This is a genomic window from Shewanella sp. FeAMO (assembly GCF_053653955.1).
In genome coordinates, this window is the sequence record NZ_CM132201.1 from 4,753,287 (window position 1) to 4,768,563 (window position 15,277).

Annotated in this window: 16 protein-coding genes, 1 pseudogene and 1 riboswitch; of the genes and pseudogenes, 5 read left to right on the forward strand and 12 right to left on the reverse strand. The window is 54.0% G+C overall.

Going from position 1 to position 15,277, the window contains the following annotated elements; translation table 11 throughout:
• Positions 1 to 48 precede the first annotated feature (48 nt).
• The 11 genes and pseudogenes from ACWAU4_RS21275 to moaA form a co-directional block, all read right to left on the reverse strand.
• Positions 49 to 726, reverse strand: a complete 678-nt coding sequence (locus tag ACWAU4_RS21275) for a response regulator transcription factor (RefSeq protein ID WP_025009189.1) — start codon at positions 724 to 726, stop codon at positions 49 to 51.
• 2 nt (positions 727 to 728) lie between these two features.
• Positions 729 to 1,250 carry a PepSY domain-containing protein gene (locus ACWAU4_RS21280; protein ID WP_025009188.1) on the reverse strand — a complete coding sequence of 174 codons (522 nt, stop codon included), beginning with the start codon at positions 1,248 to 1,250 and terminating at the stop codon, positions 729 to 731.
• Between the two features lie 55 nt (positions 1,251 to 1,305).
• A complete protein-coding gene (locus ACWAU4_RS21285; protein WP_044735496.1) occupies positions 1,306 to 1,668 on the reverse strand; it encodes a NirD/YgiW/YdeI family stress tolerance protein in 363 nt (120 codons plus the stop codon).
• Between the two features lie 123 nt (positions 1,669 to 1,791).
• Positions 1,792 to 2,886 carry an ABC transporter ATP-binding protein gene (locus tag ACWAU4_RS21290; RefSeq protein ID WP_071237337.1) on the reverse strand — a complete coding sequence of 365 codons (1,095 nt, stop codon included), beginning with the start codon at positions 2,884 to 2,886 and terminating at the stop codon, positions 1,792 to 1,794.
• Positions 2,883 to 3,548 carry a molybdate ABC transporter permease subunit gene (modB, locus tag ACWAU4_RS21295; RefSeq protein ID WP_025009185.1) on the reverse strand — a complete coding sequence of 222 codons (666 nt, stop codon included), beginning with the start codon at positions 3,546 to 3,548 and terminating at the stop codon, positions 2,883 to 2,885. Before modB ends, ACWAU4_RS21290 begins: the two co-directional genes overlap by 4 nt.
• Positions 3,549 to 4,349 (reverse strand): molybdate ABC transporter substrate-binding protein, encoded by an 801-nt coding sequence (gene modA, locus ACWAU4_RS21300; RefSeq protein WP_144168202.1) that lies wholly within the window; start codon positions 4,347 to 4,349, stop codon positions 3,549 to 3,551.
• 12 nt (positions 4,350 to 4,361) lie between these two features.
• On the reverse strand, positions 4,362 to 4,820 hold the full coding sequence (gene moaE, locus ACWAU4_RS21305; RefSeq protein ID WP_025889201.1) for a molybdopterin synthase catalytic subunit MoaE: 459 nt from the start codon (positions 4,818 to 4,820) through the stop codon (positions 4,362 to 4,364).
• A 1-nt stretch (position 4,821) separates the two neighbouring features.
• Positions 4,822 to 5,070 carry a molybdopterin synthase sulfur carrier subunit gene (moaD, locus tag ACWAU4_RS21310; RefSeq protein ID WP_025889200.1) on the reverse strand — a complete coding sequence of 83 codons (249 nt, stop codon included), beginning with the start codon at positions 5,068 to 5,070 and terminating at the stop codon, positions 4,822 to 4,824.
• 4 nt (positions 5,071 to 5,074) lie between these two features.
• Positions 5,075 to 5,551 carry a cyclic pyranopterin monophosphate synthase MoaC gene (gene moaC / locus ACWAU4_RS21315; protein ID WP_025889198.1) on the reverse strand — a complete coding sequence of 159 codons (477 nt, stop codon included), beginning with the start codon at positions 5,549 to 5,551 and terminating at the stop codon, positions 5,075 to 5,077.
• Positions 5,544 to 5,696: pseudogene (locus tag ACWAU4_RS21320) on the reverse strand (molybdenum cofactor biosynthesis protein); the annotation flags it as partial. The gene moaC and the pseudogene ACWAU4_RS21320, both read right to left, overlap by 8 nt.
• A 106-nt stretch (positions 5,697 to 5,802) precedes the next feature.
• Positions 5,803 to 6,783, reverse strand: a complete 981-nt coding sequence (moaA, locus tag ACWAU4_RS21325; RefSeq protein ID WP_028780719.1) for a GTP 3',8-cyclase MoaA — start codon at positions 6,781 to 6,783, stop codon at positions 5,803 to 5,805.
• Positions 6,771 to 6,906: riboswitch (molybdenum cofactor riboswitch) on the reverse strand. Its footprint overlaps the gene before it by 13 nt.
• A gap of 232 nt (positions 6,907 to 7,138) precedes the next feature.
• On the opposite strand from moaA, the gene ACWAU4_RS21330 reads away from it, so the two are divergent.
• The 3 genes from ACWAU4_RS21330 to ACWAU4_RS21340 all read left to right on the forward strand — a co-directional run bounded on the left by ACWAU4_RS21330 (position 7,139) and on the right by ACWAU4_RS21340 (position 11,437).
• On the forward strand, positions 7,139 to 8,788 hold the full coding sequence (locus ACWAU4_RS21330) for an electron transfer flavoprotein-ubiquinone oxidoreductase (RefSeq protein WP_454290580.1): 1,650 nt from the start codon (positions 7,139 to 7,141) through the stop codon (positions 8,786 to 8,788).
• A gap of 269 nt (positions 8,789 to 9,057) precedes the next feature.
• Positions 9,058 to 10,968, forward strand: coding sequence for a methyl-accepting chemotaxis protein (locus ACWAU4_RS21335; protein ID WP_454290376.1), 1,911 nt, complete (start codon positions 9,058 to 9,060; stop codon positions 10,966 to 10,968).
• Positions 10,969 to 11,119: 151 nt separating this feature from the next.
• Positions 11,120 to 11,437, forward strand: coding sequence for a hypothetical protein (locus ACWAU4_RS21340; protein WP_187575120.1), 318 nt, complete (start codon positions 11,120 to 11,122; stop codon positions 11,435 to 11,437).
• Positions 11,438 to 11,541: 104 nt separating this feature from the next.
• Here ACWAU4_RS21340 and ACWAU4_RS21345 read toward each other — a convergent pair whose 3' ends face one another.
• Positions 11,542 to 13,080: a DUF3612 domain-containing protein gene (locus ACWAU4_RS21345; RefSeq protein WP_454290377.1), complete on the reverse strand. Its 1,539-nt coding sequence runs from the start codon at positions 13,078 to 13,080 to the stop codon at positions 11,542 to 11,544.
• 146 nt (positions 13,081 to 13,226) lie between these two features.
• On the opposite strand from ACWAU4_RS21345, the gene ACWAU4_RS21350 reads away from it, so the two are divergent.
• Positions 13,227 to 13,781, forward strand: a complete 555-nt coding sequence (locus ACWAU4_RS21350) for an aldolase/citrate lyase/malate synthase family protein (RefSeq protein WP_107005844.1) — start codon at positions 13,227 to 13,229, stop codon at positions 13,779 to 13,781.
• A gap of 224 nt (positions 13,782 to 14,005) precedes the next feature.
• The gene (locus tag ACWAU4_RS21355; RefSeq protein WP_101059576.1) at positions 14,006 to 14,929 is read left to right on the forward strand and encodes a YeiH family protein; all 924 of its coding nucleotides are present in this window, start codon (positions 14,006 to 14,008) and stop codon (positions 14,927 to 14,929) included.
• Positions 14,930 to 15,277: the final 348 nt, after the last annotated feature.

A 15,277-nucleotide genomic window follows, 5' to 3' on the forward strand; every position in this document is an offset into this window, starting at 1 on the left:
AGCACAGAGAAGAAGATGGTGATACGCCATACGCTGCTCTGGTAAGGCTTAATGGCTTTGGCGGAGACGATAACCAGCCCCTCTTATGGTTTCAATCAGCTCACCGTGACCCAGCTCTTCAAACTTGCGTCTCAACTTGGCGATATGCACATCGATAACATTGGTTCTGGGATCAAAGTGGTAGTCCCATACGGCTTCAAACAGCAGGGTGCGGCTGATCACCTGGTTGGCATGTTCCATCAGGTACTTGAGCAGCTGGAACTCCTTGGGCTGCAACATCAGTTCAGTGCCGTCCAGGGTCACTTTACGGGTCAGCAGCTCCATCTCCAGCAGACCCACCTTGAGATCTGTCTTGGCCGGCTGTGACTGGCCGCGCAGCATCAGCTTCTCGGCCCGCACCAGCAGCTCGGAGAAGGCAAACGGCTTAGTCATATAGTCATCGCCGCCGGCGCGCAGTCCCTTGACCCTCTCGTCGACATGGCTGAGCGCCGAGAGGATCAGTACTGGGGTCTGATTGCCGGTGGCCCGGAGCGCCGCCAGCACCTTGAGGCCGTCGAGCCCGGGTAACATGCGATCCAGTATTACCAAGTCATACTGACTACTGGTCGCCAACAGCAAACCCTGATGACCATCGGCAGCAGTTTCAATATTGTGTCCCTGCTCCAGGAATCCCTTGACGATATAGTCCTGTGTGGTTGCGTCATCTTCGACCAGTAGTATCTTCATTGTCAGTCCCATTTCAGTAGAGGCAATGGCCGCTGTTTTTCGATATCAAACGCCAGCTTATGCTTGCCTCGTTCATCCATTACTTTCAGCTCCAGGTAGGCAATCCCCAGATCTTTATCCAGTTGGGCTTCCAGCAGGTGAGCATTGCTGTTTTGCATTGCCATTTCCACCAGTTGGGAAAAGCTGAGCTGCTTCTTGACCAGGAGTTTGACCACTGCCAACTCGGCCATATCGTCTGCCTCGAGGCGTTCGACTTTGCGCTTGAGTACCTCGCCGTTGCTGGCGAGTATATCCAGCTCTGTGGTAGTACGATCATCCGGGTTTATCAGGTCAATTTCATAGACCAAGACCCCATTTTCCACATCGGTTTCAAACTCGACGATCACCCCGGGAAACTGGGACTCAATACGCTGCATCAGCTCTATGGGTTGAATGCGTTCATTATCATTCAACAATTCCAGCAGCGAGGGAGCCGCGACTGCCACCGAAGAAAACAGTACCAGCCCCGCCAATAAACGTCTCATTTTGCCTCCATCCGAGCGCTGGCACTGAAGGCCAGCCACTCATACAAGCCATGGTTCATTTTGCAGTTTCACCAACTAGAGTGATACTTTCAATTTCAACTTCCTTGCCGTTCCACTCCGTGTCGACCTCACCGGTCAGTTTCACCAGAGTGCTTTCTTTCACATCGGCATTGATATTCCGCCAAAGGTCATGGTCGATTTCGACTTTAACCTCTCCGGAATCATCACGGAACAGGTAAGTTTCGTCGCCCAGGCTCTTCACCAGATAACCTGTCAGCTCCACCTGGGTGTCATCGTTGGCCTGCTCGACCTGAGACGCTGTACTAACCAGGTTTTCGGCTCCTGGACCGGTATAAGCAGCCAGAGCAGCGGCACTGCAGAATGAGGATAATACCAATAAATAAGTTAACTTTTGCATCTTGTTTCACTCCTGTGGTTGTTTCAATGGCTGCAGTATAGATTTCCGCGCTTGAAGCCAGGATGGAAGCAAGATTAAGTTTTGATCATCTAGTTAACAACAGGCACAAAAACGCAGCCTTTGTCAGCGCTCGAGGATATGAATTTGTTCGGATTTGAGCGCGACTTCGGTCTGCATACCGGCAACCAGCTCCAACTTGCGCGCCAGATGTAACGGCACTTCGGCGCTGAGAGTCTGATCCACGCCTTCGATTGCCGCCAGCAGGCGCACAGATTCGCCCATTACCAGCAGGGATTCGAGCCTGACATTGAGTTTATTGAAGCTGCGGCACAGGCGGCCACGGCTGATAGAGTTAAATCTGACGCCTTGATTGGGCACCACCCAGCGCACCTTGTCTCCCGGATTCAGGCGCGCGTCATAGTCACAGGCAATCAGTTGCTCGCCAAACTTGAGCCAGGTGAGTTGCCGCTCCTGCTCCAGGGCCACCACTTCCGAGTCAAACAGGTTTCTCAGCCCCATCTGCCGGGCAACCGCCTCGTTGCGGGGTTTAGCCAGCACTTCATGGGGCACACCCTGTTGCAGCAACTGCCCTTGGCTGATAAGCACCATGCGGTCGGCCAGCAACAAGGCTTCGTTGAGGTCATGGGTCACCATGATCACCGGAATATGCAGCTGTGACTTGAGCCGTGCCAGTTCCAAATACAGGCGCTCACGGGTTTCGCGATCGACCGCAGAAAAAGGTTCATCCAGCAGCAATACCGAAGGCTCACGCGCCAACGCTCTGGCCAGTGCCACCCTCTGTCTCTGGCCACCGGACAACTGCTCCGGCAAACGATCCGGCAAACCGTGCAGATTGACCCGCTCCAGCCAGTCCAGCGCCCTGGCCCGGCGTTCGGCCTTAGGCAGATGATCCAGCCCGGCGATTACATTGTCGACCGCACTCAGGTTGGGAAACAGGCCAAAATGTTGCGGCACAAACCCCAGATGGCGTTGCTGCGGGCTCAGGTTCACCGTCTCGGAAAACCAGGGTTTATCACCATAGCATATGCTGCCGGATTGCGGCTTATTGAGACCGGCAATCATCCTCAGCAGCGTGGTCTTGCCGCCACCGGAGGGCCCCACCACGGCAAGGACTTCACCGGCACGGCAAACAAAGTCGGCCTGCAGTGGAATCCCCTTGGTTTGATGAACGCTGACATGCAGATCTGTCGGGGTCATTTCAATCTCCCGAGCCGCCGCGACAGCCCTGTGGTCAATGCCAGTGTGGTGATGGCAAATAACAAGAGTACCAGCGACATAGTACCGGCAGAGGCGAAGTCAAACGCCTGGACACTGTCGTAGATGGCAATGGAAATCGTCTTGGTCTCTCCCGCGATGGAGCCCCCCATCATCAGGACGACACCAAACTCGCCGAGCACATGGGAGAAACACAGCACCAGGGCCGTCAAAATCCCCGGCCACACCAAGGGCAACTCCACCTTGAACAGCTGTTTGGTGCGACTCATGCCACAACAGGCGCAGGCATCGCGCACATCCTGAGGAATAGCTTCAAAGGCTCTTTGAATAGGCTGCACCGCAAAGGGAATATTGACCAGTACCGAGGCGACCACCAGGCCGGAGAAATGAAATACCAGCTGCACTCCCAGGGTTTGCTGCAGCCATTGGCCAAGCCAGCTTTCACTGCCAAGCCCTACCAAGAGGTAATAGCCTATAACCGTGGGCGGCAACACCAGGGGCACCATGATCAGCGCCTCTACCCAGGACTTACCGTGAAACTCACGATAGGCCAGCAAGCGGCTCAACAAGATGGCAAGCGGCAAGAGCACCAAGACACTGATGGCAGCCAGTTTGACCGAGAGCCACAGCGACTGCCAATCCATTCAGCCTCCCTCGGGCAAGGCAAAGCCATAGGCGCTGAACACTTGTCGCGCTTCCTGCCCCTGCAGATAGTCATAAAAGGCTTTGGCATCGTCGCTGGCTTTCTCAAGCAGTACCATGCGCTGGGTCAGCGGGGCATGGGAGTCTACCGGCAACGCCAGATAGTGACCTCTCGCCTGAAACTGCGGCGCCACTGCCAGCGACAGGGCAACTATGCCGCCCTGAGTCGAACCACTCAAGGCAAACTGCGCCGCCTGGGAAACGTTTTCGCCATAGATGAGGTTGGCCTGCAACTCCTGCCACAGGCCCTTTTGCTTGAGCAGCGCACGGGCGCGTTCGCCATAGGGAGCATGATCCGGGTTGGCGATGGCAAAGCGCTTGATCTGCCCGGCGGCCAGAGCTTGTTGCAGCCCCTGTAACTCTTGATCCAATTTCAGCGGTGAATTCTTGGGAGCCACCAGCGCCAAGCGCCCGTAAGCGTAGACTACCCCCTTGTCACGGGTGATGCCGGCGTCAGCCAGCGCGTCAACATAACGCTCGTCGGCCGAGAGAAACAGCTCGAACGGCGCACCATGTTTTATCTGCGCCACAAAGTTACCGGACGAGCCGTAGGAGATCTTGAGTTGGCGTCCTGTCTGTTGCTGATAACGCTCGGCAATATCATCCAGGGCAAACTTGATATTGGCCGCCGCAGCCACATGAACGCTTTGCGCCGCCGCAGCCGGCAGACACAGACCAAGCAGCGCCAGTGCGGTCAGCACGGCCTTGGTCGTCGAATTCAGCAATCGCTCCAATAGCACCATCACAAGCTCCGGTTACTTTTCCCAGGCCTTGGCGGCCTGCTCGTCGGCATCGCGAGCCTCAACCCAGTGTTGACCACTCTCACCGGCTTCCAGTTTCCAGAATGGCGCCTTGGTCTTGAGGAAATCGATGAGAAACTCACAAGCCGCAAACGCCGCCTTGCGGTGGGCACTGCTGACACCGATAAACACTATCTGCTCGCCCAAATGCATAGTGCCAACCCGGTGAATTATGGTCAGCTGATTCAGCGGCCAGCGCTCACGGGCTTGAGTGGCAATTTGCCCCAAAACGGCTTCTGTCATCCCGGGATAGTGTTCCAGCGTCAGGTCGGTAACCGCGCTGCCATCGTTGAAGTCGCGCACCTTGCCGACAAAGGTCACCACGGCGCCGTCGCTGTTGTCGGCGGCGATGCGGGCATATTCGGCCGGGACATCGAAGTCGGCGGTTTGTACCAAAATACGATCGCTTTGCATCTCAACCTCCGGTTACCGGTGGGAAGAAGGCCACCTCGTCACCCGCTTTGATCTCTGTATGCCAGGGGCTGAGGGTTTGGTTGACGGCCACCAGCAGTTTGTCGGACGCCATCACTCTGGCCCACTTGTCGTCTGTGGCCGCCAATTGGGCACGCAGCGCCTCGGCCGTCAAACCCGGCTGGCTCTCGACTTCAATGGCAGCCGTTCCCAATAATTCCCGTACTTGAGCAAAAAACAGCACTTTAATCATATCGTTACACCTTAAAATGACCGGATTTACCGCCGCGTTTTTCCAGCAGTCTTACCTGTGTAATCACCATATCCTTCTGCACCGCTTTACACATATCGTAAATAGTCAGCGCCGCAACCGAGGCCGCCGTCAGGGCTTCCATTTCAACCCCGGTTTTGCCAGCCAGCTTACACAGGCTGGTGATCCTGACCCGGTTTTGCTCCGGCTCAGCCTGCAGATCCACCTCGACCTTGGTCAGCATCAAGGGGTGGCACAAAGGGATCAGCTCTGAGGTTTTCTTCGCGGCCATAATGCCGGCGATTCTGGCGGTGGCGAACACATCGCCCTTATGGTGGCTGCCACTCATGATCATCTGCAGCGTCTCCGCAGACATCTCAATATAAGCCTCGGCACGGGCTTCGCGCTCGGTGATCGACTTTTCGGTCACATCCACCATATGGGCGTTACCGTCGGCATTGATATGGGTAAAGGCATTAGTCATCTATAGCAACCTTTTTCAAATGGGATACGAAGTTACAGGGCCGGTGCCGGGCATCCAGCTGCTCTTTGAGGATCTTGCTCCAGGCCGTACGGCATGCGCCGGTGGAAGCGGGCAGACAAAACAGCGCCGTTTGATTGGCGATATTCAAAAGCTCAAAATGGGTATGACTGCAATGTCCCATGTCAGTTCCTGCTGCTGAATGCTACCGAGATGGCGATGATAAGTATCTGACGCCCAAACGAGCGCCACCCTCAACCGCCGATAGAGGCCAGGTGTTGGGTCACACCGGTAATACCTTGGTGCAGATAGTGAGTCTCTTTCTTCTGCTGCAACTGCTGATGCAAACGGGCAATCAACTCATCCTGCTGTTCAGGACTCTGAAGCAGATCCCGAAGATCGACACCATGTTCGGTGAACAGACACAGGTGCAGCTTACCCTTGGCAGAAACCCGCAACCTGTTGCAGCTGGCGCAGAAGTTTTTGGCATAAGGCATGATGAGCCCGATACGGCCACGATAATCAGGATGGCTGAAGTTTTGCGCCGGGCCATCTTCGGCCGCGGGCTGATCATACTGCCAACCTTCGGCCTCGAGTCTGGCCTTGATATCGGCTCCGGCCAGGTGATGCGCCTTGAAATAGTCGTGACCCAACCCGGTTTCCATCAGCTCGATGAAACGCAGATCTATGGGGGTATGTTTGATCCAATGCAGGAAACGCGGCAGATCCTTGTCGTTGAGATCCTTGAGCAGCACGGCGTTAATCTTGACCCGCTCAAAGCCAGCTTCCAGCGCCGCATCTATACCGCGCATGACCTCATCGAACTTGTTCTCGCCGGTGATCTGATAAAACATCCTGGGGTCCAGGCTGTCCACAGACACGTTAATCCGCCTCAGCCCGGCGTCGTACCACTCTTTGGCGTGCTTCTCGAGCCTATAACCATTGGTGGTAGTCGCGATAGTGTGAATTTCGCTGTTATCGGCAACTGCACGGATGATATCGGTAAAGTCTTTGCGCAGCGTAGGCTCGCCACCTGTGATCCGCACTTTGCGGGTACCTACTTTGGCGAAGGCGGCAACCAGATTCTCAATCTCGCTGAGCGTCAGAAAAGAGGGCTTGCCCTCCGGGCGATAACCATCCGGTAGGCAATAACTGCATTTGAAGTTACAGACGTCAGTGACTGACATCCGCAAATAGTGAAATCTTCGACCAAAATTGTCTTGTAACTGGGACATGATCACCTTTCCAAGTCAGGGAGGTGAGGGCATTTCTTTGCTCACCCCGGTGGCAAAATTGCCACGGCTAAAGGACCATATCTTCACTGACGTAGGACCAAAAGCTCGGAGAACCGTCTGCGCCAATTATAGGACGAAAAGGGGGGCGAACCATACCCCTAAAAATGTATTTCCCGACTTGGCTCAAATCTGCGTGGACTTTTTGTGACAGGTCTCACTCAGAAATTTCATCGAATCCCTGTGCCGCTTTCCGATCAAATACTGTGCCCTGGATGGATTTTCAGGTAAGGTTGGAGCTGGATAAAAATAAAACACCCGTTTACATCGGGGGACTTTGAAGGATAGAGGTGACATGATGGAACGCGAATCAATGGAATTCGATGTTGTTATCGTCGGTGCAGGCCCCGCCGGACTGGCTACGGCTTGCCGTTTGATGCAGATCTCCAAAGACAGCGGCAAAGAGATCAGTGTCTGTGTGGTCGAAAAAGGCTCTGAAGTTGGCGCGCATATTCTCTCCGGCGCCGTCTTTGAACCCAGCGTATTGGAAGAACTCTTCGGTGACTGGAAAGAGTTGGGAGCGCCCCTGCATACCCAGGTTACAGAAGATGAAATCTATCTGCTCAAGTCGGCCGAAGATGCCAAACATCTGCCCAACAGTCTGGTACCCAAGACCATGCACAACCATGGCAACTATATTATCAGCGTCGGTAATCTCTGCCGCTGGATGGCCGAGCAAGCCGAAGGCCTGGGAGTGGAGATATTCCCCGGTTTCGCCGCCAGCGAGCTGTTGTTCAATGAAGATGGCAGCGTCAAGGGAATACTGATTGGCGACATGGGCATAGGCGCCGATGGCCAGCCCAAAGACAGCTACATGCCGGGCATGGAGCTACACGCCAAATATACTGTGTTTGCCGAAGGCTGCCGCGGCCATCTGGGCAAGCAGCTGATAGAAAAATTCCACCTGGATAACGGCAAGACACCACAGCACTACGGCATAGGCTTCAAAGAGATTTGGAAGATCCCTGCCGAGCAACACCAACAAGGTAAAGTGGTTCACAGTGGCGGCTGGCCGCTGTTGGAAGGAGCCAGCGGTGGTGGTTTCCTCTACCATATGGAAGACAACCAGGTTGCCGTGGGGCTGATCATCGACCTCAACTACAAGAACCCGCATCTGAGCCCCTTCGATGAATTTCAGCGTTACAAGACCCACCCTGTCATCGCCAAGACCTTAAGCGGCGGCGAGCGTTTGAGCTATGGTGCCCGCGCCATCACCAAGGGGGGTCTCAACTCTCTGCCCAAGATGAGCTTCCCAGGCGGTCTGGTAATAGGTTGTGATGCCGGGACACTCAACTTCGCCAAGATCAAGGGTACCCACACCGCCATCAAGAGCGGTATGCTGGCGGCCGAGACTCTGGCCGAAGGTCTTATTGCCAGGGTTGAAGGCGGAAAAGATCTCGACTGCTTCCAGGAACGGCTGGAACAGAGCTGGCTCTTTGATGAGCTTTACCGCTCGCGTAACTTCGGCCCGGCCATGCACAAGTTCGGCACCTTCCTGGGTGGAGCCTTTAACTATATCGATCAAAACTGGTTTGGCGGCAAGTTCCCTGTGACCCTGAGAGACGATCATCCCGACTATGCCCAGATGGGTGAAGCCAGCGCCTACAGCAAGATTGACTACCCTAAGCCGGACGGCAAGCTTAGCTTCGACAAGCTCTCTTCAGTGTATCTTTCCAATACTTTCCACGAGGAAGATCAGCCCTGCCATCTGCGTTTGAAAGATGCCAACATCCCTATTGCTGTCAACCTGGTGAAATACGATGAACCGGCGCAGCGTTACTGCCCTGCGGGTGTCTATGAGGTGGTTGAAGACGAGGGGCAACCCAAGTTTGTGATCAACAGCCAGAACTGCATTCACTGCAAAACCTGTGACATCAAGGACCCCAGCCAGAACATCACCTGGGTGACGCCCGAAGGAGGCGGTGGTCCCAACTATCCCAATATGTAGTTGATTAACCTAAACCACAAAAACGCGTCTTTATAAGGCGCGTTTTTTTATTTACCGAACGCAACATTAGGCTCTATTGAAGCAAGGGCAATTTTTAGTCATAATCCCGGTTCTACAATAAGATCCAGCCCCATAAAACAGCTGGCATGCCTATACTCTACAAAGACTTAAGGGAAAGTCCCTGCCACTGTGTTAGCTCGCGGCCGTAACCAACGCCGGCTAATTAATGCTGTTGTCCACATTAATAAGGATATGGATAGGCGATCGCTATGAAACTTATGCTTACCATCAAACAAAAGATTTTACTGACGGTGACTCTGGCCGTGCTGATGTCGACTATTTTAGTTGGTGTGCTCAGCCAGCGCAGTGCCCGTGAAGTTGTCGAACAACGTATGCTCGGTTCCGAGCTGCCCAGCTTGATGCTGCAGATCCGCAATAAGTTGGATCTGGAGATCAGTACACTGATGAACGGCGCCGAGCAACTAGCCCACAGTCAGATGCTCAAACACTGGTTGGAACAGGGGCGTCCCGAAGCCGAAGTCCCCTTGGTCATCTCACAACTCAAGGACATGACCCGTCAGTATCATTTGGCGCAAGCCTCCTACGCCGACCGCGAGACGGCGGCCTATTACACCCAGGACGGTTTCCTGCGGATCCTCAATCAACAGCAGGACGGCTGGTTCTTCAACTACAGAGACAGTCGCCAGGAACGCATGTTGAATGTGTTCACCGAAGCCAACGGCGAGGTCAAACTCTTCATTAACTATCAACAGCCCAACGGTCGCGGCCTGGTGGGGCTGGCCAAGTCGCTCGACGATATGGTGCGCCTGCTCAACTCCTTCAAGATTGAGCAGAGCGGCTATGTGTACCTCACCGACAATCAGGGCAAGATCCAACTGCATCCGGACAAGAGTCTGACAGGCAAGCGTAGCTTGCAGGATCTCTACCCAGGCAATGTCAGCAAACTGTTGAATAAGAGCGACTTCCAGTTGCTCGAAACCGAAGTCAATGGTACCGATATGCTGGTTGCCAGCAGCTATATTCCGTCAATGGATTGGTATCTGGTGGCTCAGGTTCCTCAAGGGGAGATCTTTGCCCTGTTGCAAGAGGCCGCCTACCAGATTCTGTTATGGACAGCATTGATTGCCGCCGGCTTCATCTTCCTGGCTGTGATAGTGGCAGGCTCTGTTAGCCGCCCCATCAGCAAGGTGGCGGAAATGTTCCGCGACATAGGCGAAGGCGAAGGCGACTTGCGCCAACGTCTGCCGGTCGAGGGTGAAGATGAAATAGCCCAACTGGCCAAGGGCTTCAACAGCTTTATCTCCAAGATCCAGGACTCTGTAGTCGAAGTGGCCGCCACCAGCGAACAGTTGGGGTTATCAGCCAAGGATGTCTCGGCGCAGGCCCAGCAGACCATGAGCGACAGCCAGGATCAGAAAGACCGCACCATGATGGTGGTGACCGCTATCAACGAAATGGGGGCAACCGTTAACGAGATTGCCGCCAATGCGGCCCAGGCGGCGGTAACAGCCAAAGATGCCGACAGCGAATCGGCCACTGGCCAACAGGTGGTGACCCGCGCCCGGGATACCATTAACCAGTTGTCGCAGGATGTGGCTCAGGTCGGCGAAGTAATCGAGTCTCTGGCGACCCATACCAAATCCATCGGCGGCATTCTGGATGTGATCCGTGCCATCTCGGAGCAAACCAACCTACTGGCACTGAATGCCGCCATTGAAGCGGCTCGGGCCGGTGAAGCCGGCCGTGGATTTGCGGTCGTGGCTGATGAAGTCCGAAACCTGGCTTCCCGCACCGCTGCCTCAACCGATGAAGTGCAGGTAATGATAGATAAGTTGCAGGCTGAAGCCGCCAGAGCCGTCAGCGCCATGGAGCTGAGCCGTAATCGCTCCCGTGAAGGCGTTCAGGCCGTGGATGAAGCCAGCCAGGCGCTCAGCGGTATTTCAGGGCAAATTGCCCAGATAAGCGATATGAATATCCAAGTGGCGGCAGCCACAGAGGAACAATCCACTGTAGTGGAGGATATCAATCGTAACGTCAGTGAGATCAATGAGATAACCCAGCGCACTGCCGAGACCGCCGAAGCCGCCGCCGCGGCCAGTGACGCACTCAATAATCTGGCCCATAGGCTGGATACCTTAGTCGCCCGCTTCAAGGTTTAACCTCAGGTTCCCCAACGGCAGCTTTGCAACTGCCGTTGGGAATACTGAACCTCATTCCCGCAAAGCCTTGAGTACACATGCAACTTCTGAATCTTACTGCTGATTGGTATAACATAGCCGCAACTATCTTTCGGCTAATAAAAGAGTATTCATGGAACCACAGATAGAATGGGCGCTGTCACATATCGCCTGGCTGATGTTTATTCTGGCAGGACTCTTCTTTGTCTTGCAGCTTTGGCGTTGGCAGCAGCTACTGAAACATATACGGGTTCAGTATCCTGAACTGGCTCATACAGATGAAAATGATTCACCAAATATAGCGATAAGGGTCAAACAGTCGCTGGAGTCCGGCACTCTAGCCAACAGCCAAGATCCTGTGATTATTCGTTATCAGAAACAACAGAGCAGCCTTAGACTGATCATGGCTATTCTGTTGACCATGGGCTTTGTAATGGCCATATTAGAGTGAGCTAAAACCCGTTAAGTCCAGCGCTATTCAAGACAGACTATAGATGAATATAAGTTATCTATGGCCTGTGTTTGCCAACCCAAAGTTCTGCTAGTGTTCCAAGGTTATTGTTTGGGCCAGGGAAAACTCACCTCAGGCTGCTCGCCATAACAGGTGGGGCGTCTTGGGCAAACTGCACCTCTGGAGCAGATCAATCTGGCATCACCGGCGATACCACGCTCGACCCAATTAATATTGAGTATCCGCGCTACTGTCAGCAGTTGCTGTTTTATCTTTCTGGGAATGGCACCTTCTCCGCCCTGCTCGACACAAGCTTGTTTAAGATCCTGCGCCAATGACAAGGCATCCTCCCCCTGGGCCTCAATGGCTGGATTGAGATCTATTCCGGCACAGAGCACATGATGATTACCGGCCAAGTCTTCTACCTTGACCGATTCACAGCAATAGATCCTGGGTTGTTGCTCCACATCCAGAATGGATATCTGCGCCGAACTGCCCTCCTTGGGCTCGGTGATCATCCGAAATACCGCCCAGTGCTGACAAGGGTCGGCCACCGCCCGCATATTCCCCCAGGGTAGCGGAATACCGTTGCCCCGATACACAGCTTTTAGCTTGCCCGGAGCATAGGCATCGAAATAATGCCAGTGAGGATAAGGTGAAACCACTGTCATACGCCGCATCGCTACCGAGGGAGAAACCCCCGCCAGCCGGTGAGCATCTATCTCGTAGCCGTATCTGTCCAGCAGTTGCCTGAATGCTACTTTGGGGCAGAGCAAGGCCCCGGCAAAGAAACTGGCCTCAAAGCCACGCCAGGCCTGGAGAATATCCTGGGCATTGAGAGACGAACTCTGGATCTGGGGATCGGTTTCACTGAAACCACTGCGGCCCACGGTCAACACATTGCTCAGCCCATCGCGATTGTGCAGCACACAGTGACCTATATGCACCGCCAAATCGTACTTGAGCCTGGTTGGTTGAGACTTAAGGATCTCGTTGAGAAATAGCGTTCCCGGCGGCTCCATGTAGGAAGTCACCAACTCCCCGGCACTGATCCCCTGGGCATCCGTCAGCAGTTTTGCCGGCCGGGCGAACCATTGGATCTTCAGTCCCTGCGCCGCGGCGAGATCCAGCATCTCTTCTACCGACAAGGGTAGACGCTTCTTACCCACCTCTTCGGCGGCCCGTTCCAGATCGGGGAAATGGTTTTGATGATGTTCCTGATGGGCGCGGATCAACAGGTGGGCAAACTGGCGGCCGCTGATCCCCGTTTGTGACAGCATCTCGGGAATGGCTATCTGCAAAATATCATTGGAAAACAGGAAGCCCGGCTCCAGCGGCATACCACTGACACCACCGCGCCGCCCTTTGTCCGGAGTGATAGCCTGCTCCTCCGGCGCATCGTCCAGAAACCAACTCACCTCTTTCTGAAAAACTGCGGCTATGACCGCCAGCATACCAGCGCTGGGAATACGCTTGCCCCTTTCGATCATCGACAGGTATGACACAGACGGCGCCGACTCAGGATCGACCCTGACACAGCGTGCCGACAAGTCTTCCATAGTTAAGTGATTGCGCTTTCTGAGGTTTCTTATTTTAGTACCCAGAAAATGTGACTTACGGATCAGGCTTTGGTCTTGGCGCATTTTGTAAAATTCACACTGTAAAATTTTTATTGTGAAATTGTAATCAAAAAAACGCTAGCCTACAAATTAAGCAATTCACAGGAATTGTCCGGCCATGAGGCGACAGTGCCATCAGGTCAAGGAAAGCAAAACACGAGGGCGAGACGATGAACATCTCCACTATGCAGCAAAAAATCAATCAAGAGCACAACCCTTTCATCGCCGAAGCCGTCTTTGCCGTGGAAGCACTCGGTGAACGCCATATCGCCGACAAGATGGCCAATGCCAAGCAACTGCTTGACCGGCTGTTCCCACTGGCAAACGGCTCACATGCCGAGGTGGTTTGCTATGTGGTCTACTATCAGCATCTCTTGGCCTGCTTTGCCGATGGCAGCCAGTGTGGCCTCAAACAGCCACAACAGTTTGTCGCCCTGAGCGGCCACCGCAGCGAGCCCGAAGCCATACTGCTCAAGGATGATTGCGGCTGTCACCTGGAGCTGAGTTTTGATCGTCAGGGCTGCATCGGCAGCCGCGACTGCGCCGCCATTGAAGACATTCAGCTGGAACGCTGTCTCATCGATGGTCGCTGCCAGGAAAACAGCCTCAAGCGTGAGTGGATTAGCCTGTTGCATAATGATGGCGGTCAACCACGCAGCAACAAGAGTTGCAAACGCTTTACCACCAAAGATGGCCATGAATATCAGTTGTCTTCACGGGTCTAATCGCAACAGAGCGTCATAGGCTTGGCCTTATTAGACACAGCAAAAGGCACAGCAAACTCTGCCAGAAATGACATCGACTCAGGATCGGGGAACTGGCTTCCCTGATCCTGTTGTCTTAGTCAGAGATTCAGTAGAACTTACGCTGGACATTAAGTTAATTTTAGTTTTCCTAGCATTTTGCCTCACTTATACTAACGCTCCCGGAATCTTGCTATCTCTTGTCCATGAGCCAACTGCAGAAAAAGTGGCTGTTTTGCCTGCTTGCCATCGCCTGCCTACACCCCGCAATCTCCTCACCTCTGGCACTCTTGGTGGGATTTGTGCTGGCTAATCTCGGCTGGTTGCCATCGGACTGGGATCTGGGGAAACTGACCAAAAAACTGCTGGCCATCTCCATTGTCGGTCTGGGTTTTGGCATTCCGCTGCAACAGGCGATCGACGCCTCTGTAGGCAACTTACCGTTAATTCTCGGTTCCATACTGCTGACCCTGCTGGCGGGCACGGCGTTGACTCGGGTTTTGGGGTTGGATAGACGAGTCGGTCACTTGATTGCCAGTGGCACCGCCATCTGTGGTGGCAGCGCCATCGCCGCGGTGGCACCGGCTATCAATGCCCGCAACGAACAAACCGCCATTGCACTGGCCTGCGTCTTTGTACTTAACTCGGTTGCCCTGTTTGTTTTTCCCGTGATAGGTCATCTGCTGCAGCTGAGCCAACATGACTTCGGGGTTTGGAGCGCCATCGCCATTCACGACACCTCGTCCGTGGTGGGCGCCGCATCCGCCTACGGTGAAGAAGCACTCAAAACGGCGACCACCATCAAACTGGCACGTGCCTTGTGGATAGTGCCTCTGGCGGCAATCAGCGCCTTGTTGTTTGGTGGCAAGGGTAAACTCAATATTCCCGGGTTTATTCTGTTTTACTGCCTGGCTATTGCCATCACCAGTGTGTTACCTCAGGGCCAATTTATCTATCAGGAACTATTTGAGCTGGCAAAGCGTACCCTGGTGGTGTGTTTGTTCCTGATTGGCTGTGGTATCACCTTCAGGAAACTACAGCAGAGTGGTAGTAAGCCCTTACTTCTTGGAGTGATTCTCTGGCTGTTTATCGGCAGCTCGTCTCTTGGCTATATTCTCTGGCAGGGTTGAAAACAGGTAACAAAAACCTGCGAAGGCGCTGAGTTCAATCAGAGCCCGCAACAAGCCTTGGGTCTGGGTCGATGCCAGTACCACCAGTAAGAGAAACAGCAGGATATAGCCAGGCTTCACCGCCACCTCCACAGTTAAATAATGCCGCTATTATTGGTGTCTGTGGAGCCTGGGTGCCAATATCGATTCTCGATAATAAAGAACCCAAAGCACTAAGAAAAAATTTTTTATACCTTTTTATGTGCATTAACTGGCAGGAAACCCGCTCTCTTAGACAGGGATAGCCTGGTAGCAAGGAGGAAAGTTGCCGGGGAAAATGCCTAATCCTACTTGCTCAGCCGCCGCAGG

Bases quoted from the DNA above. Each gene is read 5' to 3' on its own strand.
- ACWAU4_RS21330 (WP_454290580.1), top strand. From the start codon at position 7,139: ATGGAACGCGAATCAATGGAATTCGATGTTGTTATCGTCGGTGCAGGC.
- moaA (WP_028780719.1), bottom strand. From the start codon at position 6,783: ATGTCCCAGTTACAAGACAATTTTGGTCGAAGATTTCACTATTTGCGG.
- ACWAU4_RS21280 (WP_025009188.1), bottom strand. From the start codon at position 1,250: ATGAGACGTTTATTGGCGGGGCTGGTACTGTTTTCTTCGGTGGCAGTC.
- ACWAU4_RS21345 (WP_454290377.1), bottom strand. From the start codon at position 13,080: ATGCGCCAAGACCAAAGCCTGATCCGTAAGTCACATTTTCTGGGTACT.
- ACWAU4_RS21285 (WP_044735496.1), bottom strand. From the start codon at position 1,668: ATGCAAAAGTTAACTTATTTATTGGTATTATCCTCATTCTGCAGTGCC.
- modB (WP_025009185.1), bottom strand. From the start codon at position 3,548: ATGGATTGGCAGTCGCTGTGGCTCTCGGTCAAACTGGCTGCCATCAGT.
- ACWAU4_RS21355 (WP_101059576.1), top strand. From the start codon at position 14,006: ATGAGCCAACTGCAGAAAAAGTGGCTGTTTTGCCTGCTTGCCATCGCC.
- ACWAU4_RS21335 (WP_454290376.1), top strand. From the start codon at position 9,058: ATGAAACTTATGCTTACCATCAAACAAAAGATTTTACTGACGGTGACT.
- modA (WP_144168202.1), bottom strand. From the start codon at position 4,349: ATGGTGCTATTGGAGCGATTGCTGAATTCGACGACCAAGGCCGTGCTG.
- moaC (WP_025889198.1), bottom strand. From the start codon at position 5,551: ATGACTAATGCCTTTACCCATATCAATGCCGACGGTAACGCCCATATG.
- moaE (WP_025889201.1), bottom strand. From the start codon at position 4,820: ATGCAAAGCGATCGTATTTTGGTACAAACCGCCGACTTCGATGTCCCG.
- ACWAU4_RS21350 (WP_107005844.1), top strand. From the start codon at position 13,227: ATGAACATCTCCACTATGCAGCAAAAAATCAATCAAGAGCACAACCCT.
- ACWAU4_RS21340 (WP_187575120.1), top strand. From the start codon at position 11,120: ATGGAACCACAGATAGAATGGGCGCTGTCACATATCGCCTGGCTGATG.
- moaD (WP_025889200.1), bottom strand. From the start codon at position 5,070: ATGATTAAAGTGCTGTTTTTTGCTCAAGTACGGGAATTATTGGGAACG.
- ACWAU4_RS21275 (WP_025009189.1), bottom strand. From the start codon at position 726: ATGAAGATACTACTGGTCGAAGATGACGCAACCACACAGGACTATATC.
- ACWAU4_RS21290 (WP_071237337.1), bottom strand. From the start codon at position 2,886: ATGACCCCGACAGATCTGCATGTCAGCGTTCATCAAACCAAGGGGATT.